Here is a 23,405-nt window from a genome sequence, read left to right as displayed (position 1 = left end):
CCGTACGGCGGGCGCTGATGGTCGTGGCGGCCTCGGTCGTGACCGGGATCGGCGCCGTCACCGGGGTGCTCTCGGCGCTCGGCGACGGCCACGGCTCCCGCCCCGCCCGGCCCGAGGTGAGGCACGCCCCGGCTCCGGCGCTCCCGCCCTCCCCGGTCCCGAGTGCGCCGCCGGTCACGAGCGCGCCGGCCACGGGGACGCCGCCGCCCTCGAAGCCGGTGACGAAGACCCCCGTTCCGGCCCGCACCGGGAGGGGGCGGCGGTCCGCCCCGGTGTCCCCGCTCCTTTACCGCCACCCCGTCTCCCAGGCCCAGGGCTGGGTCCGGGCCCATCCCGACGACCCGCGCACCGCCGTCATCGCGTCCCGGATCGCCGGGCGGCCGGCCGCGGTGTGGTTCACCGACCCCGGCACGGACACCGTCGCCGGCCGGGTGCGCGCGGTCACCGCGGGCGCGGCGGTGCGGGGCCGGGTCCCGGTGCTCGTGCCGTACGTGATCCCGGACCGCGACTGCGGCGGCGCCTCCCGGGGAGGCGCCCGCGATCTCGCCGCCTACGACGCCTGGGTCGACGCCTTCGCCCGGGGACTGGGCTCGGGCGAGGTGATCGTGATCCTGGAGCCGGACTCGATCGCGCAGTCGGACTGCCTCGCGGAGGCCGACCGCGCAGCCCGGTTCGCCTCGCTCGCCCGCGCCGGCCGGGTCCTGCGGGCCGCGAACCCGAAGACGCGGGTCTACTTCGACGCGGGCCACTCCGGCTGGAATCCGCCCGACCGGCAGGCGGCTCTGCTGAGGGAGGCGGGCGCCGCGTCCTTCGACGGCATCTTCAGCAACGTGTCCAACTTCCGCACCACGACCGACGAGATCGCATACGACCGTCAGGTCCTCGACGCCCTCGGCGGGCCGCCGGGCCTCGGCGCGGTGATCGACACCAGCCGCAACGGCAACGGCGCCCCGCCGGACGGCCGGTGGTGCGACCCGGCCGGCCGGAGGATCGGCCGGGCGCCGACCCTGGCCACCGGCGAGGCGCGGATCGACGCCTACCTGTGGGTCAAGCTGCCGGGGGAGTCCGACGGCTGCAAGGGCCCGGCCGGGACGTTCACCCCCGCCTACGCCTACGACTTGGCGCGCGGAGTCCCCGCGTCGTAGCTGGACGTGCCCTCGTCCAGCAGCGGCTCCTGCTTCTTCAGGTGGGCCGGGGCGAAGGCGCGCAGCGCGTGGTAGCCGGTGATGACGACCAGGGTGCCGAGGGCGATGCCGCTGAGCGAGAAGGTCTCGGTGAACTTCATGGTGACGTTGCCGACGCCGATGATGATGCCCGCGGCGGCCGGCACCAGGTTCAGCGGGTTGCGCAGGTCCACCTTGGCGTTGATCCAGATCTGGGCGCCGAGCAGGCCGATCATGCCGTAGAGGATCACGGTGATGCCGCCGAGGACGCCGCCCGGGATCGCGGCCACGACCGCGCCGAACTTCGGGCAGATGCCGAAGAGCAGGGCGAAGCCGGCGGCGGCCCAGTAGGCGGCGGTGGAGTAGACGCGGGTCGCGGCCATCACGCCGATGTTCTCGGAGTAGGTGGTGTTGGGCGGGCCGCCCACCGCGGTCGACAGCATCGAGCCGACGCCGTCCGCCGAGATCGCCGTACCGAGCTGGTCGTCCAGCGGGTCGCCGGTCATCTCGCCGACCGCCTTGACGTGGCCGGCGTTCTCCGCGACCAGCGCGATCACGACGGGCAGCGCGACGAGGATCGCCGACCACTGGAAGGACGGCCCGTGGAAGGAGGGCAGGCCGATCCAGTCGGCCTTGGACACGCCGGAGAGGTCGAGGCGCCAGTGGTCGGTGACCTGGCCGCTCGGGCTCATGGAGTGGATCTTGCCGAAGATCCGGTCGAAGGCCCAGGAGATGCCGTACCCGAAGACCAGGCCGAGGAAGATCGCGATGCGGGACCAGAAGCCGCGCAGACAGACCACGGCCAGCCCCGTGAACAGCATGACCAGCAGCGCGGTCCACTGGTCCTGCGGCCAGTAGGTGGACGCGGTCACCGGGGCCAGATTGAAGCCGATCAGCATGACGACCGCGCCGGTGACGATCGGCGGCATCGCGGCATGGATGATCCGGGCGCCGAAGCGCTGCACCGCGAGTCCCACCAGGAACAGCACGGCACCGACGACGAGGACCGCGCCGGTCACGGTCGCGCTCGTGCCGCCCTGCGCGCGGATGACCGCGGCCACGCCGACGAACGACAGCGAGCAGCCGAGGTAGCTCGGCACCCGGCCGCGGGTGGCGAGCAGGAAGATCACGGTCGCGACGCCCGACATCATGATCGCCAGGTTGGGGTCCAGGCCCATGAGGACGGGCGCCACGAAGGAGGCGCCGAACATCGCGACCACGTGCTGGGCGCCGAGGCCCACGGTACGGGGCCAGGAGAGCCGTTCGTCGGGGCGTACCACCGCTCCGGGCGCGGGCGTGCGCCCGTCACCGTGCAGCTTCCAGCGCACGCCGAGGTCCATGGTGGGGTTTCGCTTTCTCTGTACGTGAAGACGGTCCGAACCATTGTCAGGGGTATCCGGCGGCTCTACGCTCACACGGTCCTATTCGTGAACTCTGTTCATATAGCTGAACGAGATGATCGGAGTGCCTGATGAGTGGAAGATCCCGGGCGGCCGTGCTGCTGGCCGCGGTGGTGACCTTCACGGCCGTGCTCGTCCCCTCCGCCGAGGCGGCACCCAGGGCCCCGCGGACGGCCGTCCTCGACGGCGCCCGCCTCCAGCAGACCCGGGCCCGCCTGGACCACGACCCCCGACTCCGGCGCGCGCTGGGGGAGTTGACCACCCGTGCCGACGCCTGGCTGGAGCAGGGTCCCTGGACGGTCGTCGACAAGCCGAAGCCCGCCCCCGGCGGCGACGTCCACGACTACCTGAGCCAGGCGCCCTACTGGTGGCCCGCGACCAGCCCCACCGCCGACAACCCCTGGGGCTGCCCGTACGTCCAGCGCGACGGCGAGCGCAATCCGGAGGTCGACAGCGGGACGGACCGCCAGGACGCCGAGAAGGTCTTCGACTCCGCCTACGACCTCTCGCTCGCCTGGTACTACACGGGCAGGCGGGACTACGCCGACAAGGCCGGGCGGATCCTGCGCACCTGGTTCCTGGACCCGGCCACCCGGATGAACCCGAACCTGGACCACGCCCAGTTCATCCCCTGCAGGTACGACGGCCGGGCCATCGGCATCATCGACTTCTCGCAGTCGTACACCAGCGTCCTCGACGCCCAGGCGATCCTCGCCACCGGCGCACCCGGCTGGACCGCGCGGGACCGGACCGCCATGGGCAGGTGGAACTCCGACTTCCTCGGCTGGCTGAAGAACAGCGACTTCGGCAGGCAGGAGGGCGCCGCCGCCAACAACCACGGCACCTTCTACGACATGCAGCTCGCCGCCCTCGCCTACGCCACGGGCGACACCGCCCTGGCCCGGCGGACCGTGCTGGACGCGCGCGGCAGGCGGATCGACCCGCAGATCGCGGCCGACGGCGGCCAGCCGCAGGAACTGGCCCGCACCCGCAGCTGGCACTACTCGGCCTTCGACCTGGTCGCCTACACCCGGCTCGCGGCCATCGGCCGGCACGTGGGCGTGGACCTCTGGGGGTATCGGGGTCCGGACGGGCAGAGCCTGTTCAAGGCGGTCGACTACCTCCTGCCGGCCGCGACCGGTGCCGCCGCCTGGCCGCACCCGGAGCTGGAGTTCCACCGCTACGCGGCGAGTGACGTCGTGCACGCGGCCGCGGACGCCGGGGACGCGGCGGCACGGGCGGCCGTGCCGAGGCTCCAGGCGCCGCCCGGGGGAGACCTGTGGGCGTTGCGGCCCGCCGCCGAGCAGCTGGACTCGATAGCGGGCTGACCAGCCGCCTTCCCCGCCGGGGCTCCTGAGCGGTCGCTTAGTATGGAGTGTGCCCGGGGGTGTGCCCGCCCCGTCGCCCACCGTTCAGGAGCCCCGCCCGTGACCGCCGAAGCCCCGACCGCACCCGCTGTCTCCCACGGCCGGCTGATCCCCGTCACCGTCCACTTCGACGACCTCGACGCGCTCGGGCTCCTCCACAACGCCCGCTACCCGCTCATGGTCGAGCGCGCCTGGACCGAGCTGTGGAACGAGCACGGCATCCGCTTCGACGGCGACTGGGTGGCGGCCGGCGACGCCTGCAACGCGGTCAAGGAACTGCGGATCAGCTACGAGGCGCCGGTGACCCGCCCCGGCACCTACGCCGTCCACCTCTGGCTGGAACGGCTCGGCACCACGGGCCTGACCTACGGCTTCCGCTTCTGCTCGGCCGACGGGACGCAGACCTACGCGCAGGGCGCCCGGGTGCTGGTCCGGCTGGACGCGACGACCCTGCGGCCCGCGCCCTGGACCGACGCCTTCAGGGCCGCGGGTCGGGCACTGCTGCGGCCGGCCGACTGATCTCCTTGCGGCCGCCGCGTTCGGCGGTGCGCAGCACCCCCGCGAACACCGCGAGCCCGCACGCCAGCGCCGCCACGACACAGAACGACACCATCAGGCTGGTCGCCTGTGCCACGCCGCCGATCAGGCTCGGCGCGATCAGCCCGGAGGTGTAGGTGATGGTCGCCACGCCCGCGATGGCCTGACTGGGGTTGGGCCCGGCGTGCCCGGCCGCCGCGAAGCACAGCGGTACGACCACCGCGATGCCGAGACCCATCAGCGCGAACCCGCCCATCGCCACGGCCGGATGTCCGGCGAGGACGATCAGCACACCGCCCAGCCCGGCCATGACTCCGCCGGCCCGGACCGTGCGGACCGCGCCGAATCGGTTCACCACCGCGTCCCCGGCGATCCGGGCCACGGCCATCGTCAGCATGAACCCGGTGGTCGAGGCCGCCGCCAGACCGGCCGAACTGTCCAGCCGGTCCCGCAGGAACACCGCCGACCAGTCCAGACTCGCGCCCTCGGCGAACACCGCGCAGAAGCCGACCGCGCCGATCAGCACCGCGGAGCGGGGCGGGAGGGCGAAGCGCGGGGGCGGCTCCTCGTCCTCGGCGGGCTGCACATCGAGCACCCAGGTGCAGGCCAGCAGTCCGAGGAGGGTGAGGGTGGCGGCGGCGAACGCGTGGTGCAGGCGGGCGTCGGAACCGAGGTGCGCGGCGAGCGTGCCTGCCGCCGAGCCGATGAGCGCCCCCGCGCTCCACATGCCGTGCAGACCCGACATGATCGACTTCTCGAGGCTCCGCTCGATCTCGACCCCCAGCGCGTTCATCGCGACGTCGGCCATGCCGGAGGTGGCGCCGTAGGCGAACATCGCCAGGCACAGGGTGTACAGGTTCGGCGCGAGGGACGGCAGGGTCAGCGACAGCGTCCACAGCGCGAGCAGCCCGCGCAGGGCCGCGCGACTGCCGAAACGGTGACTGATCCGGCCCGCCAGCGGCATCGCGCACGAGGCGCCGAACGCCGTGAAGGCCAGCGCGAACCCCAACTGGCCCGCGCTGAGCGAGGCGTGGTCCTGGACCCACGGCACGCGGGTCGCGAAGGAGCCGGTCACGGCGCCGTGCACGGCGAACACGGCCGCCACGGCGTACCGGGCGCGCCGCACCTCGTCGCGCGCATAGCCCACGTCACTCATGTTCCAGCCCCTCCCCAGGAGTTTCCCGGTACGCCTCTGCGGTTCGCGCCGTAAACTATCAGGGACCCTGCCTGATAGATAGATGGTTTTACGGCCGCAGGGTGCCCCCGGCGCCGTCCCGGTCCTCGGCCGGTCCGGTCGCAGCGATCTGGGAGGATTCCCGTCATGCCCGCATCACCCAGTACCGCCCGGGCCATCAACGACCGCCTGGCCCTGCGGCTGTTGCAGCAGGAAGGCCCGCTGACGGCAGGACAGTTGAAGCAGCTGACGGGGCTGTCCCGGCCGAGCGTCGCCGACCTCGTCGAACGGCTCACGGCCTCCGGCCTGATCACGGTCGTCGGCGAGTCCGGCGAACAGCGCCGCGGCCCGAACGCCCGGCTGTACGGCATCGTCGCCGACCGCGCCCACCTCGCCGCCCTCGACGTCCGTACCGAAGGCGTCTTCGTGCTGGTCTCCGACCTGGTCGGACGGGTGCTCGCCGAGGCGTCCGTGCCGATCGGCGACGAGGCCGGGACCGGACCGGCCGTGGAGCAGGCGGTGGCCGCGGTGGAGCGGACGGCGAAGGAGGCCGGGGCGGAGCGGCTGCACACCGTCGGTATCGGCGCCCCCGGGCTCATCGACCCGGCCACCGGCGACCTGCGCGACTCGGCCGGACTGCCCGCCTGGCACCGCAGCCTGGCCGCCGCCCTGCAGCAACGGCTGCCCGGCGCCCGGGTCACCGTGGAGAACGAGACCAACCTGGCCGCCCTGGCCGAACAGCGCGAGGGCGTCGCCCGGGACCGGGACACCTTCGTCCTGCTCTGGCTCGGGCACGGCGTCGGCGCCGCCGTCGTCCTCGACGGCACGCTCCGTCGCGGGGCCTCGGGCGGCACGGGAGAGATCGGCTTCCTGCCGGTCCCGGGAACCAGCTCACTGCCCTCGGCGACCGACTGCGACGGCGGCTTCCACTCGCTGACCGGGTCGGCGGCCATCGGCGCCCTGGCCCGGCAGACCGGGCTGCCCGCGGAGCGGTTGTTGGACGGGCCGGGTGCCGCGGAGGTGGTCCGGCGCGCGGTGGCCGCCGCGTCCACCGCGCCGGGGTCCGGCGGCGCGAGCCCCGCCGCCCGCTTTCTCGACGCCCTCGCCGACCGCGTCGCCGTCGGGGTCGCCTCCGTGGTCGCCGTCCTGGATCCGGGGTGCGTGGTGCTGGGCGGGGAGGTGGGGCAGGCCGGGGGAGCGGTGCTCGCGCGGTTGGTGGAGGAGCGGCTGCACCGCATGTCCCCGCTGCCCACCGAGGTGCGGGCCGGCAGCCTCGGCGGCACCGCCGTACTGCGCGGAGCCCTGCTGACGGCCCGGGAACGGGCCCAGGACGAACTCTTCGCCCCGCCGGAACGTTAGGCGGGCCGTCAGGCGGGCCGGCCTCGGATTTCCGCGGCGCGTTGCTCTTCGTGCGGCCCGAATTCCTTGCTACGGTTCCTCAGCCGGTCTCTTGTCGAGACAAGCACCTGACCACGAAAACATTCACGTGACGGAGCTTCTCGGTGCGGGAAATCTCATACGAAGAGCAAACAGTCAAGTCCGGCAATCCGCTGGCACGTTTCGCCCACCGCACTCGCATGACCATGTCGGTCGATCTCGTCGCCGGTCTGTGCGCGCAGCGCGGCACGGTCGTCGATTTCGGCGCGGGGCCGGGCCTCTTTTTGCATGCGCTGGGCGAGGTGCGCCCCGACCTCACGCTCGTCGGCCACGATCCGTACATGGAGTCCACGTTTCCCGAGGTGCGGTACGTGGAGTCGCTGGACGGCGTCGCGCCGCACAGCGTGGACGTGATGACGGCGTTCGAGGTGTGCGAGCACCTTTACGACAAAGAACTCGATGTTCTGCTGGAAGATGCGTCACGCATTCTCAGGCCGAACGGCGCACTCGTGATTTCCGTGCCGATCATGTACGGTCTGGCGATCGTGCCGAAGGTGTCGAACTGGATGATTCGCAGCCGCTCACTCAGGACGGAATACACGCCTTCGGAAGTTCTGAGAGCGATGGCCGGAATTCCGGTGAGCCGGCCGGACAATCCGCGCACGACGCACAAGGGATTCGACTTCCGTGAACTCCGGGAGCTGGTGAGGGAGCGGTTCAGCATCGACACCGAGCAGCTGAGTCCGGTGCGGCGGATGCCCTGGTGGCTGAGTTCGCAGTACTTCATGGCCTGCCGGCCGAAGGCAGGGATCTGAGGGCGGTCCGCGGCCGGGCTCCGCGATGAGCCGGGCTCCGGCCGCGCGCCGCCCAGGCGGCTCAGTCCCGCCCGCCCCCGAACCGCCGCTCCAGGTACTCCTCGAAGGTCACCTTGCCCACCGCCTGTTGCGGTGCCAGATGGCCGCCCGCGCGGAAGGCGCGGTACGTGCTCCCGAACAGGGGCACGCCGACCAGCGGCCGGCGCCGGCCCGTCGCCCGCAGGCAGGCGCGGGCCAGTGAATCGAACGACCGTACTTCCGGGCCGCCCATGTCCGGCACCCGCCCCGCCGGTGCCGCGAGAGCCAACTCGGCCAGCCGGTCGGCGACTTCGGACACCTCCACCGGCTGGTCCGGTACCCCCGCCGGGAGCAGCACGACCGGCGGCTTGGCCAGTGTCTGGAACAGGGTCACCAGCAGGTCGTGGAACTGCGTCGCCCGCAGCACGGTCCAGCCGAGCCCCGACTCCTCGATCCGCCGCTCCACCGCGAGCTTGCTCCGGTAGTAGCCGAGCGGCACCCGGTCCACGCCGACGATGGAGATGTACACGAGGTGGCCGACCCCGGCCCGCCGCGCCGCCGCGATCAGCTGGTCCGCGGCCCGCTCGTCCCCGCCCCGCGGACTGCTCGCGCAGTGCACGACCGTCTCCACGCCCGCCAGCGCCGCGTCCAGCCCGGGACCGCCCTCGCGCAGGTCGACGGCGTAGGGCTGGGCGTGCCGGCTGAGCACCCGCGCCTCGTGCCCGTCCGCCCGCAGCCGCTCCGTGACGAGCCTGCCGAGCGTTCCGGTCCCGCCGGTCACCAGGATCGTGGTCATGCTGTTCTCCGTCCCTTCGAGCGCCGGGCGCCCCGGCCGGAGCGCCCTTCGTCAGCTGAGACCGGACAGCCGCCCGGAAATGTGACAGCCCCGGCGGACGTCCCTCACGGGCGTGCCAGCTGCCGCCGTACGAAGTCCAGCTTGTCCGGGTTCATCACGCACCGCATGTGCGCGATCAGCCCGTCCCGCAGCTCGAAGGCGACGACCCCCAGCAGCGTGCCGTCCGCCCATCCGGCCAGCGCGCTCGCCCCGTTCACCTCCACCACCGTGAAGTCCATGCCACCCGTGAACCGCTGCGCGCCGCCCACCAGGAAACGCAGCACCTTGTCCCGGCCCTCGATCGGCCGCAGAGCCGCCGAGACCTTGCCGCCGCCGTCGCCCCACCAGGTCACGTCCGCCGCCAGCAGCTTCTCCAGACCGGCCAGGTCGCCCTCCCGGGCGGCCGTGATGAACGACGTGACCAACTCCTCCCGCCGCTCGGGGGCCGGATCGAACCGCCCCTCGCGGGCGGCCACCCGCGCTGCCGCCCGCCGGTACAGCTGACGGCAGTTCGCCTCGCTCAGGTCCAGGACGTCCGCGATCTCCCGGTGGCCGTAGCCGAACGCCTCGCGCAGCACGTACACCGCCCGCTCGGTCGGCGTCAGCCGCTCCAGCAGGACCAGCATCGCGAGGGAGACCTGGTCCCGCCGCTCGGCCGACTCCAGCGGTCCCAGCGTGCCGTCGGAGGTGAGCACCGGCTCCGGCAGCCAGGGCCCGACGTACTCCTCGCGCCGGGCCCGGGCCGAGGTCAGCCGGTTCAGGCAGAGGTTGGTGACGGTCCGGGCGAGCCAGGCGCCGAGGTGCTCGATGTCCGCGCGGTCGGCGCCGCTGAACCGCAGATACGCGTCCTGCACGGCGTCCTCCGCCTCCTGTGCGGAGCCGAGCAGGCGATAGGCCAGGCCGTACAGCCGGGGACGATGGGACTCGAACTCGTCGGCGGGCGGCGGCAGCGTCATGCGCTCACCCTGCCAGAGGGCCGTCGGCGGCGTGCCGGGCCCCCTGGCGGCCCGGCGGCGGGCAAGGGCCGTCGTCACCGCCGCCGGGCCCGCCCGCACCCTAAAAGGACTAGACCAGCGTGGTCAATGGGTCCGGATCAAGGTCAACGCTCTTTCCTCGCTCGCCAGTTGACGCGGTCGGCTCCGCGGCGCAAGCCCGGCGGTACACACTGTGAGCGAGCCCACACCCGTCACCTGTCTGGGTGAGCGTCGGGCGTGGCACACTGGCCCTGTACCAGAAGCAGCGCACTCCGGGGTCGGTGAAAGTCCGAACCGGCGGTTATAGTCCGCGACCCGGTCGCTTCCAGCGGCCGGTTGACCAGGTGGAATTCCTGGACCGACGGTTAAAGTCCGGATGGGAGGCAGTGCGCGGCGGGCGGGCATGCGTCACGTGTGCGCGCCGCCGTATCTGGACTCGTCCGCATGCGGACGCGTCCCTTTCGGCGACGCCTGAGGTGTGTGCTCATCCGTAGATTCTGTCGTCATCGACAGGCCCCGGAGTCCGTGCCCTAGTGAGGCAGGAGGACCCGGGAAGTGTTCACCGGAATCGTCGAAGAGCTGGGTGAGGTCACCGCCGTCGAGAACCTCGGCGACGCCTCCCGTTTCCGGCTCCGCGGACCCGTGGTGACCGAGGGCGCGCAGCACGGCGACTCCATCGCCGTGAACGGGGTCTGTCTCACCGTGGTCGACCACGAGGGCGACGAGTTCACCGCCGACGTCATGGCCGAGACGCTGAACCGTTCCAGTCTGGGCGCGCTCGCCGTCGGCTCCCGCGTCAACCTGGAGCGCCCCACCGCCGTGGGCGCGCGCCTGGGCGGGCACATCGTGCAGGGCCACGTCGACGGCACCGGACAGGTCCTGGAGCGCAAGCCGTCCGAGAACTGGGAGATCGTCAAGGTCTCGCTCCCCGCGGACCTCGCCCGCTACGTCGTGGAGAAGGGCTCCATCACGGTCGACGGCATCAGCCTCACCGTCGTCGAGGCCGGCCGGGACCACTTCACCGTCAGCCTCATCCCGACCACCCTCGCCCTGACCACGCTCGGCCACAAGCAGCCCGGCGACCCGGTCAACCTCGAGGTCGACGTCATCGCCAAGTACGTGGAGCGGCTGCTCGCGGCCGGTCAGGGGGCCGGCCGGTGAACTGGCTGAACTCCGAGGCGTTCACCCTCTTCGGCCAGCACATCATCTGGTCGGACATGGTCGGCAACATCCTCGGCCTGATCACCCTGGCCCTCGGCTGGCGCCGTTCGCTGCTGACCTGGCCCGTGCAGTTCCTGTCCGGCCTCGTCCTCTTCTCCGCCTTCTACGGCCACCTGACCGGCAGCGCCGGCAAGCAGGCCGTCGTCATGGCCGTCGCGCTGTACGGCTGGTGGCAGTGGCAGCGCAACAAGGACCGGTCCGAGGACGGCCACATCACCCCCCGCTTCGCCACCTGGCGCGAGCGTGCGGTGATGCTCGGCGCGGCCGCCGCCGGCACCGTCGCGGTGGCCCTGCTCTTCAAGGCCCATCCGTCTCTGTCCTGGGACCCCTGGCCCGACGCCTACATCTTCGTCGGCACCATCGTCGCCATGTACGCCCAGGCCAAGGGCATGGTCGAGTTCTGGTTCGCCTGGCTGCTCGTCGACCTCGTCGGCGTGCCCCTCAACTTCGCCAACGGCTACGCCTTCTCCGGCTTCGTCTACGTCATCTACGGCGCACTCGTCCTGTGGGGCATGCGCGACTGGTGGCTGCGCTCCCGCAGGGGCCCGCAGCCCGTCCTGGAAGGAGCGCCGGCATGACCTCGGCACCGCCGCGGTACCACACGGACACCATCGAGAGCTTCGGACTCGACCCCGTCGAGCAGGCCATCGCCGACATCGCGGCGGGCCGCCCCATCGTGGTCGTCGACGACGAGGACCGGGAGAACGAGGGCGACCTCGTCATCGCCGCCGAGAAGGCGACCCCCGAGATCATCGCGTTCATGATGAGCGAGTGCCGAGGCCTGATCTGCGCCCCCATGGAGGGCGAGGAGCTGGACCGGCTCCGGCTGCCGCAGATGGTCCAGGACAACACCGAGTCGATGCAGACCGCGTTCACCGTCTCGGTGGACGCCTCGGCCGCGCACGGCGTGAGCACCGGCATCTCCGCCGCCGACCGCGCGACCACGCTGCAGCTCCTCGCGAGCGGCACGGCTGAGCCGACGGACTTCGTCCGGCCCGGCCACGTCTTCCCGCTGCGCGCCAAGCCCGGCGGGGTGCTCGTCCGCAACGGCCACACCGAGGCCGCCGTCGACCTCGCCCGGCTCGCGGGCCTGCGCCCGGCCGGCGCCATCGTGGAGATCGCCGGCGAGGACGGCCGGATGCTCCGGCTGCCCGAGCTGATCCCGTTCGCCCGCAAGCACGGCCTGACGATCATCTCCATCGAGGACCTGATCGCCTACCGCCGGAGCAGCGAGCCCACCGTCCGCCGCGAGGCCGAGACCCGCCTGCCCACCGCCCACGGCACCTTCACCGCCTACGGCTACCGGTCCACCGTCGACGGCGTCGAGCACGTCGCCCTCGTGCACGGCGAGATCGGCGACGGCGCGGACGTCCTGGTCCGCATGCACTCCGAATGCCTCACCGGCGACGTCTTCGGCTCCCTGCGCTGCGACTGCGGTCCCCAGCTGGACACCGCCCTGCGGCGCATCCAGGAGGAGGGCCGGGGCATCGTCGTCTACCTGCGCGGACACGAGGGGCGTGGCATCGGCCTGCTGTCCAAGCTGCGCGCCTACCAGCTTCAGGAGCAGGGCCACGACACCCTCGACGCCAACCTCGAACTCGGCCTGCCCGCCGACGCCCGCGACTACGGCGCCGGGGCGCGGATCCTCGCCGACCTCGGCGTCCGCAGTGTCCGGCTCATGACCAACAATCCCGACAAGACGGACGCGCTGCTGCGGCACGGCCTGCGGGTCACCGACCGCGTGCCGATGCCGGTCCAGGCCGACGAGCACAATCTGCGGTACCTGCGCACCAAGCGGGACCGGATGGGGCACGACCTGCCCTGGCTGGACACGCAGGCCGCGACGGCGGCCGCGTCCACGGCCACCTGTGGCAACCAGTAAGCAGTAAGCACAAAGGCACTTAGGAGAGACGTGAGCGGCAAGGGTGCACCGGAGCTGTCCGTACGCAACGTGAGCGACCTCAGGGTCGCCGTCGTCGCGGCCCAGTGGCACGAGAAGGTGATGGACGGCCTGGTGAACGGCGCCCTGCGCGCCCTGCACGACCTGGGGATCGACGAGCCGACCCTGATCCGGGTCCCCGGCAGCTTCGAGCTGCCGGTCGCGGCCAAGGTCCTCGCGGGCCGCGGCTACGACGCGGTGGTCGCCCTCGGTGTCGTCATCCGGGGCGGCACCCCCCACTTCGACTACGTGTGCCAGGGCGTGACCACGGGCCTCACCCAGGTCTCCGTCGAGACCGGCGTCCCCGTCGGCTTCGGCGTCCTCACCTGCGACACCGAGGAGCAGGCCCTGGACCGGGCCGGCATCGAGGGTTCCAACGAGGACAAGGGACACGAGGCGGTGACCGCCGCGGTGGCGACGGCGGCCACGCTCCGCTCAGTATCTGAACCCTGGCACTGAGGCACCGGCCGGACCGCGTAGGGTGGGACCACCATGTCCAAGAAGACGTTCGAGCAGCTCTTCACCGAGCTGCAGCACAAGGCCGCCCACGGCGATCCCGCCACCTCCCGCACCGCTGAGCTGGTCGGCAAGGGTGTCCATGCCATCGGCAAGAAGGTCGTCGAAGAGGCCGCCGAGGTCTGGATGGCCGCCGAGTACGAGGGTACGGAGGCGGCCGCCGAGGAGATCTCGCAGCTGCTGTACCACGTCCAGGTGATGATGGTCGCCCGCGGGATCTCCCTGGACGACGTCTACGCCCACCTGTAAACCCCACCAGCTCGCACTCACACCACTCAACGCGAAGGAAGCCGACCTCATGCTGCGCATCGCCGTCCCCAACAAGGGTTCACTGTCCGGCCCTGCGGCGGAGATGCTGCATGAGGCCGGCTACCAGCAGCGCCGCGAGTCCAAGGAACTGCGGATCGTCGACCCGGAGAACGAGGTCGAGTTCTTCTACCTCCGCCCCCGCGACATCGCGATCTACGTCTCCTCCGGCCGCCTCGACATCGGCATCACCGGCCGTGACCTGCTGATCGACTCCGGCGCCGACGCCGAGGAGATCCTGCCGCTCGGCTTCGCCCGCTCCACCTTCCGCTTCGCCGCCAAGCCGGGCACCGCGAACGGCATCGAGGACCTCAAGGGCAAGACGGTCGCCACCTCCTACGAGGGGATCGTCGCGGGCCACCTCGCCGACAGCGGCATCGACGCCTCCGTCGTGCACCTCGACGGCGCCGTCGAGACCGCGATCGAGCTGGGCGTCGCCGAGGTCATCGCCGACGTCGTCGAGACCGGCACCAGCCTGCGCAACGCGGGCCTGGAGGTCTTCGGCGAGCCGATCATGAAGTCCGAGGCGATCGTCGTCCGCCGCACCGGCGCCGACGCCGAGGAGCCGAAGGTCCAGCAGTTCCTGCGCCGCCTCCAGGGCGTGCTCGTCGCCCGGACGTACGTGATGATGGACTACGACTGCCGTGTCGAGCAGCTGGAGAAGGCCGTCGCCCTCACCCCCGGCCTGGAGTCGCCGACCGTCTCCCCGCTGCACAACGAGGGCTGGGTCGCGGTCCGCGCCATGGTCCCGGCCAAGGAGGCGCAGCGGATCATGGACGACCTCTACGCCATCGGCGCCCGCGCCATCCTGACCACGGCCATCCACGCCTGCCGCCTGTAAGGGGTCCGCACCGAGATGTCCGACGTCCCCACCCTTCCCGTCACCTTCCGGCCGGGCCGCACCCGGGCCGTCCTGCTCACCGCCGGCGTCGTGATCCTCCTGGTCATCTCCGGGATCGCGATGCTGCTGGAGCTGGGCCCGGGAGAGCGACTCAGCTTCGTCGTCACCGGGGCGCTCATCTTCTGGGTACTGGCCCAGCTGGCCCGGGTGAAGGTCGTCGCCGACGAGTCCGGCGTCACCGTCGTCAACATCGCCAGCAGGCGGCGCCTGGACTGGGCGGAGATCGTCCAGGTGAACCTCCGTCCGGGCGATCCCTGGGTGTTCCTCAACCTCAGCGACGGCACCAGTCTGCCCGCGCTCGGCATCCAGCCGGGCATCGCCAGGGAGCGCGCCATCGCCGATGCGCGGGCCCTGCGGGCGCTCGCCGAAGCCCGTTCGACCGCCCGTCAGGCGCAAGATCAGGGATGACTCCGGGGCGCCCACCCTGCCCGTGCGGCCCATGTCTTGATTAATCTGGTGGCGGAGGCCTTTTCGCTGCGCCTCCGCCCCTGCGTGCCGCCCGGTGCACAGGGGTTCCTGCTACCCGAGGAGTGACTCCCTCCAGCGATGGACGGATCGTCCTGTAGTACCTGCGCCGCCCCGACCCGACATCACGGGGAGGCGGTGGCATCGTGACCATCCCCCTGCTGCTCCTCGGAGCGGCCTTTCTGCTCATTCTGGCCAACGGCTTCTTCGTGGCGGCCGAGTTCGGCCTGGTGACGGTCGAGCGCCCGGACGCCGAGAAGGCCGCCGCCGACGGCGACCGGCGCGCCCGTACGGTCGTGGAGTCGCTGAAGGAGCTGTCCTTCCAGCTCTCCGGCACCCAGCTCGGCATCACCATCACCTCCCTGGTCGTCGGCATGCTCGCCGAACCGGCTCTGGCCGGGCTGCTGCACGGCCCGTTCGCCGCGCTCGGCATCCCCGAGGGCGCCGCCTCCGGGGTCGCCGTGGTCGTCGGCATGCTGCTGGCGTCCGCGATCCAGATGGTGATCGGCGAACTCGTGCCCAAGAACTGGGCGGTGTCCAAGCCCTTGCAGGTCGCGCGGTTCGTCGCCGGCCCGCAGCACCACTTCTCCCGCCTGTTCCGGCCGGTGATCGCCGCGCTCAACACGGTCGCCAACCGGCTGGTCCGCGCGCTCGGCGTCGAACCCGCCGAGGAACTGGCCTCCGCCCGCACCCCCGGCGAACTGGTGTCCCTGGCCCGGCACTCCGCACAGGCCGGCGCCCTGGAACAGGACACGGCCGACCTCTTCGTGCGGACCCTCTCCCTGGGCGAGCTGACCGCGCAGCACGTGATGACCCCCCGTGTGAAGGTCAGCGCGCTGCAGGACTCGGCCACCGCCGAGGACGTCGTCAACCTCACCCGGGCCACCGGCCTGTCCCGCTTCCCCGTCTACCGGGAGAAGATCGACGAGATCGTCGGGATGGCCCATCTCAAGGACGCGCTGGCGATCCCCGCGCACGACCGGCTGCGCACCCCGGTCGGCCGTATCGCCCGCAGGGCGCTCCTCGTCCCCGAGACGCTTCCCGTCCAGCCGCTCCTGGCCCGGCTGCGCAGCGAGCAGCCCATCGCGGTCGTCGTGGACGAGTACGGCGGCACGGCCGGCGTGGTCACCCTGGAGGACATCGTCGAGGAACTCGTCGGCGAGGTCCGCGACGAGCACGACGCCAAGGACATGCCCGAGCTGGCCGCCGCCCCGCCCGAGGACGGCAGGCCGGCCTGGGACGTGGACGGCAGCTGCCGTGTCGACATCCTCCAGCGCATAGGCCTCGACGTGCCCGAGGGGCCGTACGAGACCGTCGCCGGCCTGGTCGCCGACCTGCTCGGCCGCATCCCGGCCCCCGGCGACCGGGCCGAACTGCCCGGCTGGCGGGTCTCGGTCCGCCAGGTCGGCCACTACCGCGCCGAACGGGTCCGCCTGGTCCGGACGGCCGCTGCGGTGAACGTCATGGAGGCGGCCCGATGAGCGTCCTCCAACTCGTCTTCGCAGGGCTGCTCGTGCTCGCCAACGGCTTCTTCGTCGGCGCCGAGTTCGCGCTCGTCTCCGTCCGCCGCAGCCAGATCGAACCCCTCGGCACGGCACGGGCCCGCCAGGTGCTGTACGGCCTCGAACGGCTGCCCCAGATGATGGCCGCGGCCCAGTTCGGCATCACCATCTGCTCGCTGACGCTCGGCGCGGTCGCCGAACCGACGGTGGCGCACCTGCTGGAACCGGTGTTCGAGGCGATCCACCTCCCGCACGGCGTGATCCATCCCCTGGGCTATGTCATCGCACTGGCCGCCGTGGTCTTCTTCCACCTCGTCATCGGCGAGATGGTCCCGAAGAACCTCGCCATGGCGGCGCCCGAGAAGGCGGCGCTGTGGCTCAGCCCGGGGCTGGTCTACTTCGCCCGCCTCTGCAAGCCGATCACCGTGTCCCTGGGCGCCTGCGCGCAGGGCATCCTGCGGCTCTTCCGTGTCGAGCCGAAGGACGAGGTCGAGGCCGTCGTCACCAGCGAGCAGCTGAACCGCCTGCTGGAGGACTCGGGTCAGGCGGGCCTCCTCGACCCCGAGGAGCAGGAGCGGCTGGAGGACGCCCTGGAGCTGGGTTCCCGCCCGGTGACGGACGTCCTGCTGCGCCGGGAGTCCCTGGTCACGGTGACCCCGTCGGTCACGCCGGGCGAGATCGTCGAGCTGACCGCCCGTACGGGCTTCTCCCGCTTCCCGGTCGCGGCGACGGAGAAGGGGCCCTTCATGGGGTACGTCCATGTGAAGGACGTCCTCGACCTGGAGGAGTCCCAGCGTGCGGTGCCCCAGCACGTCTGGCGCCCCATGACCACGCTCCGCGCCGAGCTGCCGCTGGACGACGCGCTCACCGTGATGCGCCGAGCTGCCACGCACCTGGCCCAGGTGGCCGACGCCTCCGGCAGGGTGCTGGGCCTGGTCGCGCTGGAGGACGTACTGGAGCTGCTGGTGGGCGAGGTACGGGATCCGGCGCACCGGGAGAGGGCCGACGTGAAGCTGACGGAACCGAGGCCGAGCGGTGAGCCGGAGGAAGCGCTGGCCTCCTAGACCGTCCTCGCCCGCGGGGCGCGGAGGCTGCTCGCGCAGTTCCCCGCGCCCCGTCGGGGCGCTCCGCACCGCGTGCCTAGAGGGCCGACGGATCCTGCGGACCCCGCCCCGACAGCACCTCCCCGTACGCCTGCATCAGGTCCGGCAACCGCAACGTCGCCAGGTCCTCCCGCGTCAGCGCCCCGGCGTACGTCGACAACCGCAGGTCCCGATACGCACAGCTCTTCTCGTACAGCGTCCGGAGGAAGCGTCCGTTGCCCAGCTCGTCGATCCACCCCTGATCGACCACGTGCCCGGCGATCGACCGCAGCTCCTCCAGCGCCTCCGCGTCCCACCCGTCGCCGTTCTCCGAGGCCAGCACCTTGCCGATCTCGGTGAGTTCCTGGGGCCGGTAGGAAGGGAAGTCGACGCGGGTCGTGAAGCGGGAGGACAGCCCGGGATTCGCCGCCAGCAGCCGGTCCATGCCCTCCGGGTACCCGGCGAGGATCACCACCAGGTGGTCCCGGTTGTCCTCGGCCCGCTTGAGCAGCACCTGCAGCGCCTCGTCGCCGTACGCGTCCCCCTTGCCGTACCCGGAGTTGGACAGGGAGTACGCCTCGTCCACGAACAGCACCCCGCCGATCGCGGAGTCGATCAGCTCGTTGGCCTTCACGGCCGTCTGCCCAAGGTATTCGCCGACGAGATCGGCCCGCTGGGCTTCCACCAGATGATCCCCGCCGAGCAGGCCCAGCGCGTAGAACACCCGCCCGAGAATCCGCGCGACCGTGGTCTTCCCGGTCCCGGACGGCCCGGAGAAGACGAAGTGCCGTTTGGGCGGCTGCACCGGCAGCCCCTGCCCGGTCCGCAGCCGGGCCATGTTCAGCTGCGCGGACAACGCCTTGACCTGACGCTTGACCGGCTCGAGCCCCACCATCCGCTCCAGCTCGGCGAGCGCCTCCTCGAGCAGGCCCGGATCGGTCGGCCCCGCGGGGAGCGGGGAGGACGACACCCCCGTCTTCACGCGCACCCCCGGATCGCTCACCGACGGCAGGGGCCCGGACGGCAGATCCGGTTCCGGCAGCCGCAGGTCCCGGCCCTCCGTGCCGAAGAGCGGATCGAAACCGTCCGGCCCGTCCACGGTGTCCTGCCCGGCGCCGGTCAGCGTGATCGAGGCGAAGTCGGTCGCGTCGTCGAACCCGTCGCCCTCGGCGATCGCGGCGAGCCGTGCCGAGGTGTCCATGAAGGCCGGGTCGACCCGGTGCACCGCCCGGTACAGCGGGAGCGCGGCGGCGGAGCGGCCGGTGCCCTCGTGGGCGCGCGCCAGCCAGTACCGCAGCTCCTTGCGCTGCGGCTGCTCGCTGCGGCACCGCATCAGCGCCGCGGAGAGCAGGGGTTCGGCCTGCCCGTACGTCTCCAGCCGCACCCGGGCCATGCCGCCGAACAGGCCGGCCTCGATGCCGAGCAGGGGATCGTCCAGCAGCGGATCGGTGTGCCGGACGAGCTGGTCCCAGTCCTTGACCAGGTAGGCGCGGCAGGCGTGCAGGAAGCGGACGTGCGGATCGGTGTCGACCGGGGGCAGCCCGGCGAGGGCCCGGTCCAGCTCGGGCACGTGCCGGCCGTCCAGCCAGTGCGAGGCGTGCGCCAGCAACAGATCGCGCGGGCTCTCCAGCACCGGCTGCACCCACCAGCCCAGCCAGTACCAGGAGTTGAGGGCCCTGCGGTGCCGGGCGCGCTGTTCGCCGAAGCGCTCGCGGTGCCGGAACATTCTGAGCAGCGCGGTCGTCGTGTCGACCCGCAACGCGTGCAGCCCGAGCCAGGCGTCCGCCATGCCCGGGTCCATCCGCACCGCGGTGCGGAACTCCTCCTCGGCCTGCGGGTAGGCGCCCATCGTGTAGGCGTCCACACCCCGCAGCCAGGCGAGGTCGGCCGGGGCCTCGGGGCCCTGCGTGCCGAAGTCCATCACGTCCCCCCACAGACCGTGTCCCCGTGGTTCACCACCGGGCAGTCGTCCGACGGCCGCTGCGGTCGAACCGCTGTGCCGCGGACCGGAGTTGCAGGTGCGCGAGGCAGCCGCTCGAAGGTCGCACCGAGGGCATCGTACCCGCGGGTCGGCCGCGTGCCGAAGGGTGCCGCACGGCCCGTTTGACGAGGTGGAAGCAGATGGGGCGCACACGATGTGGTCACCGTGGGTGAGCGGATCGGTGCGCGGGGCGCCCGGAAAACGGGCCGAGGGCAGAACGAAGCCCCCGGTCACGGGGGAACAACCGGGGGCTTCGCGGCGGTGGGCGGCTCCGAATAGCCGCACATTCAGAACGTAAGACCTGTACGGGCCCCGGGTCAAGCGCAGTTGAGGCACTCGGAGAAGTTCGCCGACAAGGCTCTTCACCACTTCACCACATCGCCGTCGGCCCCTCACTCTGCGTAGCGACTTGGTCCGGTCCAGTGGGCGACCCCGGCCCCGGCAGCACCTCGTACCCCTCAGGCGTCTGCAGCACCAGCAGGTCGGCATGAGGGCGCGAGGGGTCGGCGGCGAAGTGCGCCCGCTCCGCCTCGACCCAGCCGTCCCAGAAATCCCGTTGCTCCGCCCCGTCCCGCGACCGTCCGCGACTCCAGGACTGCGCCGCGGGCAGCTCCATCCACAGCAGCTCCGCAAGATACGGCCGCAGCGCACGGCGGCCGGCGCCGACGCCCTCCATGAGCACCACGGGGGCGGGCGGCAGGGGGCGGGGCGCGCCGAACGCGCGGGCGCGCCAGTCGTAGGGGGTGTAGCGCGCGCTCTCGCCGCGGGCCAGGGGTTCGATCACCTGGGTCATGAGCCGGTCGGTCCACGCGAAGAGCTGCTCGTGGCTGGCGATGTCGTCGAGGCGGAGCACCGGTGCCCCGCCCAGCGCGGCGGCCAACCGCGTGGCGAAGGTGGACTTGCCGGAGCCGGCGTGCCCGTCTACGCCGATCAGCCGGACCGGTCCCACGGAGGGCGGAAGCCCGCGCAGCCGGGCGGCGAGGTCGTGAATGGTGTTTCCCGAGGTGTGGTGCCGGTGTGGGGGTTTTCCGGAAACAGTCTAGTAGTGCCCCGTCGCGCCGGGGTCACCCGTACTCCGCCCATCCACCGGGCCGGAAGAGGTCAGGATTTGAACCACCGGCTGCCGGCCAGTCAATCGCAGGGATAAGCGATCCGAATCCCCTGACCGATATGTCGAATTCGGCGTTCCGGGTGTGCCCACCGCTGAGTAAGGTGCCTCTTGCGCAACTGTGATGCGTCGAACGGGGACAGGCGGGTGGACATGGCCGCGGAGTTATTCGAAGGGCACTATGTATGGCATCCGGCGGCCGACGACCGTGTCCTGGCAAGCGTTTGCGTCGATGTGCGCGCCGGACGTTATCGATACGCGTACGAGGCGCTCGCCGAGACGCGTTCCGACTTCGCCCTGCGCGCCCACCGCTCGCTGGTGCTCGCCTCCGAGGCGGCCGGCACCGATCTGGTGGAGCGCTGGCTGGCCGAGGAGCCGACGCCCGAGGCGGCGCTGATGTGGGCGCGGGTCGCGGTGCAGCGCGCGCTGCGGGCCGCCGACGCGCGGGACGAGCGTGCCGAGGCGCTGGAACGGATAGCGCTGACCGCCTGCGACCGGGCCGCCGCCCTGGCCCCCGCCGATCCCACCCCCTGGGTCGCCAAGCTGGCCATGGCCCGGCTGCACCGGCTGCGCGACCCCGCCCCGCACGGGCTGCTCACCGCCCCGCCGGGGCCCTGGCGGCTGTTCGCGCACGTCCTGTCCCTGGATCCGTGGCACCGCGAGGCCCACCACCGCTTCCTGTCCTGCTTCTTCACGCGCCACGGCGGCTCGGTCAACGCCGCCTGGGACGTGGCCGCCTTCCTCAGCCAGCGGGCGCCCGCCGACTCCGCCCTCCGGCTGTTGCCCCTGGTGGCCCTGGTGGAGAGCTACAACCCGACCCAACTGCTCGCCGACCGGATCTGGGAACAGCCCCAGTGGCGCTCCACCGCGCTGTCGATCTACCACAACTGGCTGCCCGCGGTGGCCGGTTACCGCTTCACCCCGGTGCTCGACCTGGCCTACCTCGCGCACGCGCTGGTCATGGCCCAGCGCGAGTTCGAGGCCCGGGCGGTGTTCACGGCGATGGGTCCGTACGCCTCGCGCATGCCCTGGAGCGCCTTCGGTGACCCCGCCGAACAGCTCTCCCGGGCCCGGCGCGCCTGCGGACTGCCCGTCCCGGGACCCGCCTGACCCCGCTCGTCCCCCCTTTTCCCATCGAGAGAAAGGCCGATCCGTGTCGGAACGGACATCGACGCCCCGCGGGAAAGCCCACGCGGGCGAAGACGCGGTCGTGCTCGACGACGACGCGACCCTGCACGCGATGGGTTATCCGCGAAAACTCACCCGACGCTTCCATGCGTTCGACAATTTCGCGATCTCCTTCACCATCATCAATATTCTCTCGGGTATTTTCTCGTCCTTCGGATTCGGTATGAGCGCGGGTGGCCCCCGTATTCTCGTATTCGGCTGGATCGGCGTCTCGGTCATGGTGCTGCTCATCGGTGCGGCCATGGCGGAAGTCGCCTCGGCCTATCCGACGAGCGGTGCCCTGTATTTCTCCGCCGGTAAACTCGCCAAGCGGCACAAGGGCGCGTGGTCCTGGTTCACGGGCTGGTTGAACTTCGTGGGCCAGATCGGCGGGACCGCCGCCACCGGCTACGCGGCCGCCACCTTCATCCAGGCGTTCGTGCAGTTGCAGTGGCCCTCCTACCAGCCGACCGCGCACCAGACCGTGCTGATCACGGCTCTGATCATCGTGCTGCAGGGACTCGCGAACACCTTCACCGTCCAGCTCGTCGCCGTACTGAACCGCATTTCCGTGTGGTGGCTGCTGATCGGACTCGTCGTGATCGTGGGCGCACTCATAGTGATGCCCGATCATCACCAGTCGGCGTCCTTCGTCACCCATTTCGAGAACAACACCGGCTTCACGAGCGGACTTTACGGCGGCATGCTCGGCCTGCTGGTCACCAGCTGGACCTTCACCGGCTTCGACGGCAGCTTCCACATGTCCGAGGAAACGGTCGGCGCCACGGTCAACGCCCCCAAGGGGATCACCCGCGCCATCGGCTATTCGGCGATCACCGGCCTGATCCTGATGCTTGCACTGGTCTACAGCATTAACGACTACGCCAAGGTGGCGGGGGCGGGTACGCCGCCCGTCCAGATTCTCATCGACGGCCTCGGCCTCGGCGCCGCCAAGGTCATGCTTCTCATCGTCATCGGCGCGATGCTCTTCTGCGGCCTGGCCAACCTCACCAGCAACACCCGGCAGATCTTCGCCTTCTCCCGGGACGGCGCCATGCCCGGCTCCCGCTGGTGGCACTCGGTCTCGCTGCGCACCCGCACCCCCGTGAAGGCGGTGTGGCTCGCGGTGGGCTGCTCGCTGGCCCTCGTCGTCCCCGGCTGGTGGTCGCACACCGCGTTCACGGCCATCGTCAGCGTCAATGTGGTCGGGCTCTTCCTCGCCTACGCCGTACCGATCTTCCTGCGGCTCCGGCTCGGTGACGCGTTCCAGCCCGGGCCCTGGCACCTGGGCCGCTGGGGCCGGCCGGTGGGCTGGATCGCGGTGACCTGGATCCTGCTCAGCAGTGTCCTGTTCATGCTGCCGCAGGCCTCGCCGATCACCGTCGACTCCTTCAACTACGCGCCGATCGCGCTCGCCGTCGTCCTGCTCGTGGCCACGGTGTGGTGGTTCGCCACCGCCCGCCGCCGCTTCCAGGGCCCGGTCAGCTACGGCCGCCCCGACGAGGTCGCCGCGATGGACCTCGTCTGACCACCCGGCCACCCGGACCCCGCTCCACC

General features: G+C 71.7%; 22 protein-coding genes and 1 riboswitch. Of the genes, 16 read left to right on the top strand and 6 right to left on the bottom strand.

All coding sequences use genetic code 11. The annotated features are described in order from the left end of the window. Positions 1-17 precede the first annotated feature (17 nt). The gene (locus ACZ5CW_RS30820; protein WP_468607251.1) at positions 18-1,145 is read left to right on the top strand and encodes a glycoside hydrolase family 6 protein; all 1,128 of its coding nucleotides are present in this window, start codon (positions 18-20) and stop codon (positions 1,143-1,145) included. On the opposite strand, the gene ACZ5CW_RS30815 is transcribed toward ACZ5CW_RS30820, so the two are convergent. Continuing rightward, positions 1,112-2,503, bottom strand: coding sequence for a uracil-xanthine permease family protein (locus ACZ5CW_RS30815; RefSeq protein ID WP_468607115.1), 1,392 nt, complete (start codon positions 2,501-2,503; stop codon positions 1,112-1,114). The two genes, ACZ5CW_RS30820 and ACZ5CW_RS30815, sit on opposite strands and share 34 nt — an antisense overlap. A gap of 131 nt (positions 2,504-2,634) precedes the next feature. Here ACZ5CW_RS30815 and ACZ5CW_RS30810 point away from each other — a divergent pair, with 131 nt between their 5' ends. Both ACZ5CW_RS30810 and ACZ5CW_RS30805 read left to right on the top strand, forming a co-directional pair. Further along, positions 2,635-3,891 carry an alginate lyase family protein gene (locus ACZ5CW_RS30810; protein WP_468607113.1) on the top strand — a complete coding sequence of 419 codons (1,257 nt, stop codon included), beginning with the start codon at positions 2,635-2,637 and terminating at the stop codon, positions 3,889-3,891. 99 nt (positions 3,892-3,990) lie between these two features. Next, complete coding sequence (locus tag ACZ5CW_RS30805) at positions 3,991-4,449, top strand: acyl-CoA thioesterase (protein ID WP_468607111.1); 459 nt, start codon at positions 3,991-3,993, stop codon at positions 4,447-4,449. Here the strand turns inward: ACZ5CW_RS30805 and ACZ5CW_RS30800 are convergent. Continuing rightward, positions 4,409-5,623 (bottom strand): MFS transporter, encoded by a 1,215-nt coding sequence (locus tag ACZ5CW_RS30800; RefSeq protein ID WP_468607109.1) that lies wholly within the window; start codon positions 5,621-5,623, stop codon positions 4,409-4,411. The two genes, ACZ5CW_RS30805 and ACZ5CW_RS30800, sit on opposite strands and share 41 nt — an antisense overlap. A gap of 165 nt (positions 5,624-5,788) precedes the next feature. Between ACZ5CW_RS30800 and ACZ5CW_RS30795 the strand changes: the two genes are divergently transcribed. Then, positions 5,789-7,000 carry an ROK family transcriptional regulator gene (locus ACZ5CW_RS30795; RefSeq protein ID WP_468607107.1) on the top strand — a complete coding sequence of 404 codons (1,212 nt, stop codon included), beginning with the start codon at positions 5,789-5,791 and terminating at the stop codon, positions 6,998-7,000. 143 nt (positions 7,001-7,143) lie between these two features. Beyond that, positions 7,144-7,833, top strand: coding sequence for a class I SAM-dependent methyltransferase (locus ACZ5CW_RS30790; protein ID WP_468607105.1), 690 nt, complete (start codon positions 7,144-7,146; stop codon positions 7,831-7,833). A 61-nt stretch (positions 7,834-7,894) separates the two neighbouring features. Here the strand turns inward: ACZ5CW_RS30790 and ACZ5CW_RS30785 are convergent, their stop codons facing one another. Then, complete coding sequence (locus ACZ5CW_RS30785) at positions 7,895-8,647, bottom strand: SDR family oxidoreductase (RefSeq protein WP_468607103.1); 753 nt, start codon at positions 8,645-8,647, stop codon at positions 7,895-7,897. Positions 8,648-8,751: 104 nt separating this feature from the next. Then, on the bottom strand, positions 8,752-9,642 hold the full coding sequence (locus ACZ5CW_RS30780) for an RNA polymerase sigma-70 factor (RefSeq protein WP_468607101.1): 891 nt from the start codon (positions 9,640-9,642) through the stop codon (positions 8,752-8,754). A gap of 281 nt (positions 9,643-9,923) precedes the next feature. After that, positions 9,924-10,054: riboswitch (FMN riboswitch) on the top strand. Positions 10,055-10,215: 161 nt separating this feature from the next. Between ACZ5CW_RS30780 and ACZ5CW_RS30775 the strand changes: the two genes are divergently transcribed. The 9 genes from ACZ5CW_RS30775 (at position 10,216) to ACZ5CW_RS30735 (ending at position 17,574) form a co-directional block, all read left to right on the top strand. Beyond that, on the top strand, positions 10,216-10,821 hold the full coding sequence (locus tag ACZ5CW_RS30775; protein WP_468607099.1) for a riboflavin synthase: 606 nt from the start codon (positions 10,216-10,218) through the stop codon (positions 10,819-10,821). Then, positions 10,818-11,459 carry a nicotinamide mononucleotide transporter family protein gene (locus tag ACZ5CW_RS30770; RefSeq protein WP_468607097.1) on the top strand — a complete coding sequence of 214 codons (642 nt, stop codon included), beginning with the start codon at positions 10,818-10,820 and terminating at the stop codon, positions 11,457-11,459. Before ACZ5CW_RS30775 ends, ACZ5CW_RS30770 begins: the two co-directional genes overlap by 4 nt. Next, positions 11,456-12,763, top strand: a complete 1,308-nt coding sequence (locus tag ACZ5CW_RS30765; protein ID WP_468607095.1) for a bifunctional 3,4-dihydroxy-2-butanone-4-phosphate synthase/GTP cyclohydrolase II — start codon at positions 11,456-11,458, stop codon at positions 12,761-12,763. The genes ACZ5CW_RS30770 and ACZ5CW_RS30765 overlap by 4 nt, the downstream gene beginning before the upstream one ends. Before the next feature lie 30 nt (positions 12,764-12,793). Further along, the gene (gene ribH / locus ACZ5CW_RS30760; RefSeq protein WP_468607093.1) at positions 12,794-13,279 is read left to right on the top strand and encodes a 6,7-dimethyl-8-ribityllumazine synthase; all 486 of its coding nucleotides are present in this window, start codon (positions 12,794-12,796) and stop codon (positions 13,277-13,279) included. A 33-nt stretch (positions 13,280-13,312) separates the two neighbouring features. Next, a complete protein-coding gene (locus tag ACZ5CW_RS30755) occupies positions 13,313-13,585 on the top strand; it encodes a phosphoribosyl-ATP diphosphatase (protein ID WP_392200296.1) in 273 nt (90 codons plus the stop codon). Between the two features lie 49 nt (positions 13,586-13,634). Continuing rightward, the gene (gene hisG, locus ACZ5CW_RS30750; RefSeq protein WP_468607091.1) at positions 13,635-14,483 is read left to right on the top strand and encodes an ATP phosphoribosyltransferase; all 849 of its coding nucleotides are present in this window, start codon (positions 13,635-13,637) and stop codon (positions 14,481-14,483) included. 15 nt (positions 14,484-14,498) lie between these two features. After that, on the top strand, positions 14,499-14,951 hold the full coding sequence (locus tag ACZ5CW_RS30745) for a PH domain-containing protein (RefSeq protein ID WP_468607089.1): 453 nt from the start codon (positions 14,499-14,501) through the stop codon (positions 14,949-14,951). A gap of 203 nt (positions 14,952-15,154) precedes the next feature. Then, positions 15,155-16,489 carry a hemolysin family protein gene (locus ACZ5CW_RS30740; protein ID WP_468607087.1) on the top strand — a complete coding sequence of 445 codons (1,335 nt, stop codon included), beginning with the start codon at positions 15,155-15,157 and terminating at the stop codon, positions 16,487-16,489. Continuing rightward, the gene (locus tag ACZ5CW_RS30735) at positions 16,486-17,574 is read left to right on the top strand and encodes a hemolysin family protein (RefSeq protein WP_468607085.1); all 1,089 of its coding nucleotides are present in this window, start codon (positions 16,486-16,488) and stop codon (positions 17,572-17,574) included. The genes ACZ5CW_RS30740 and ACZ5CW_RS30735 overlap by 4 nt, the downstream gene beginning before the upstream one ends. 76 nt (positions 17,575-17,650) lie before the next feature. Here ACZ5CW_RS30735 and ACZ5CW_RS30730 read toward each other — a convergent pair whose 3' ends face one another. Both ACZ5CW_RS30730 and ACZ5CW_RS30725 read right to left on the bottom strand, forming a co-directional pair. Beyond that, positions 17,651-19,513 carry an AAA family ATPase gene (locus ACZ5CW_RS30730; protein ID WP_468607083.1) on the bottom strand — a complete coding sequence of 621 codons (1,863 nt, stop codon included), beginning with the start codon at positions 19,511-19,513 and terminating at the stop codon, positions 17,651-17,653. Between the two features lie 430 nt (positions 19,514-19,943). Continuing rightward, positions 19,944-20,564: a uridine kinase family protein gene (locus ACZ5CW_RS30725; protein WP_468607249.1), complete on the bottom strand. Its 621-nt coding sequence runs from the start codon at positions 20,562-20,564 to the stop codon at positions 19,944-19,946. Between the two features lie 270 nt (positions 20,565-20,834). On the opposite strand from ACZ5CW_RS30725, the gene ACZ5CW_RS30720 reads away from it, so the two are divergent. Both ACZ5CW_RS30720 and ACZ5CW_RS30715 read left to right on the top strand, forming a co-directional pair. Continuing rightward, positions 20,835-21,791 carry a hypothetical protein gene (locus ACZ5CW_RS30720; RefSeq protein WP_468607081.1) on the top strand — a complete coding sequence of 319 codons (957 nt, stop codon included), beginning with the start codon at positions 20,835-20,837 and terminating at the stop codon, positions 21,789-21,791. Positions 21,792-21,834: 43 nt separating this feature from the next. Next, the gene (locus ACZ5CW_RS30715) at positions 21,835-23,376 is read left to right on the top strand and encodes an amino acid permease (RefSeq protein WP_468607079.1); all 1,542 of its coding nucleotides are present in this window, start codon (positions 21,835-21,837) and stop codon (positions 23,374-23,376) included. The last annotated feature ends 29 nt before the right edge of the window (positions 23,377-23,405 follow it).

It is taken from the genome of Streptomyces sp. NPDC031379, assembly GCF_055569615.1.
This window is presented reverse-complemented; position numbering and strand designations above follow the sequence as displayed.

Excerpts from the sequence above, each read along its gene's own strand:
- ACZ5CW_RS30820 (WP_468607251.1), top strand. The coding sequence starts at position 18 with ATGGTCGTGGCGGCCTCGGTCGTGACCGGGATCGGCGCCGTCACCGGG.
- ACZ5CW_RS30815 (WP_468607115.1), bottom strand. The coding sequence starts at position 2,503 with ATGGACCTCGGCGTGCGCTGGAAGCTGCACGGTGACGGGCGCACGCCC.
- ACZ5CW_RS30810 (WP_468607113.1), top strand. The coding sequence starts at position 2,635 with ATGAGTGGAAGATCCCGGGCGGCCGTGCTGCTGGCCGCGGTGGTGACC.
- ACZ5CW_RS30800 (WP_468607109.1), bottom strand. The coding sequence starts at position 5,623 with ATGAGTGACGTGGGCTATGCGCGCGACGAGGTGCGGCGCGCCCGGTAC.
- ACZ5CW_RS30795 (WP_468607107.1), top strand. The coding sequence starts at position 5,789 with ATGCCCGCATCACCCAGTACCGCCCGGGCCATCAACGACCGCCTGGCC.
- ACZ5CW_RS30785 (WP_468607103.1), bottom strand. The coding sequence starts at position 8,647 with ATGACCACGATCCTGGTGACCGGCGGGACCGGAACGCTCGGCAGGCTC.
- ACZ5CW_RS30780 (WP_468607101.1), bottom strand. The coding sequence starts at position 9,642 with ATGACGCTGCCGCCGCCCGCCGACGAGTTCGAGTCCCATCGTCCCCGG.
- ACZ5CW_RS30765 (WP_468607095.1), top strand. The coding sequence starts at position 11,456 with ATGACCTCGGCACCGCCGCGGTACCACACGGACACCATCGAGAGCTTC.
- ACZ5CW_RS30755 (WP_392200296.1), top strand. The coding sequence starts at position 13,313 with ATGTCCAAGAAGACGTTCGAGCAGCTCTTCACCGAGCTGCAGCACAAG.
- hisG (WP_468607091.1), top strand. The coding sequence starts at position 13,635 with ATGCTGCGCATCGCCGTCCCCAACAAGGGTTCACTGTCCGGCCCTGCG.
- ACZ5CW_RS30745 (WP_468607089.1), top strand. The coding sequence starts at position 14,499 with ATGTCCGACGTCCCCACCCTTCCCGTCACCTTCCGGCCGGGCCGCACC.
- ACZ5CW_RS30735 (WP_468607085.1), top strand. The coding sequence starts at position 16,486 with ATGAGCGTCCTCCAACTCGTCTTCGCAGGGCTGCTCGTGCTCGCCAAC.
- ACZ5CW_RS30730 (WP_468607083.1), bottom strand. The coding sequence starts at position 19,513 with ATGGACTTCGGCACGCAGGGCCCCGAGGCCCCGGCCGACCTCGCCTGG.
- ACZ5CW_RS30720 (WP_468607081.1), top strand. The coding sequence starts at position 20,835 with ATGGCCGCGGAGTTATTCGAAGGGCACTATGTATGGCATCCGGCGGCC.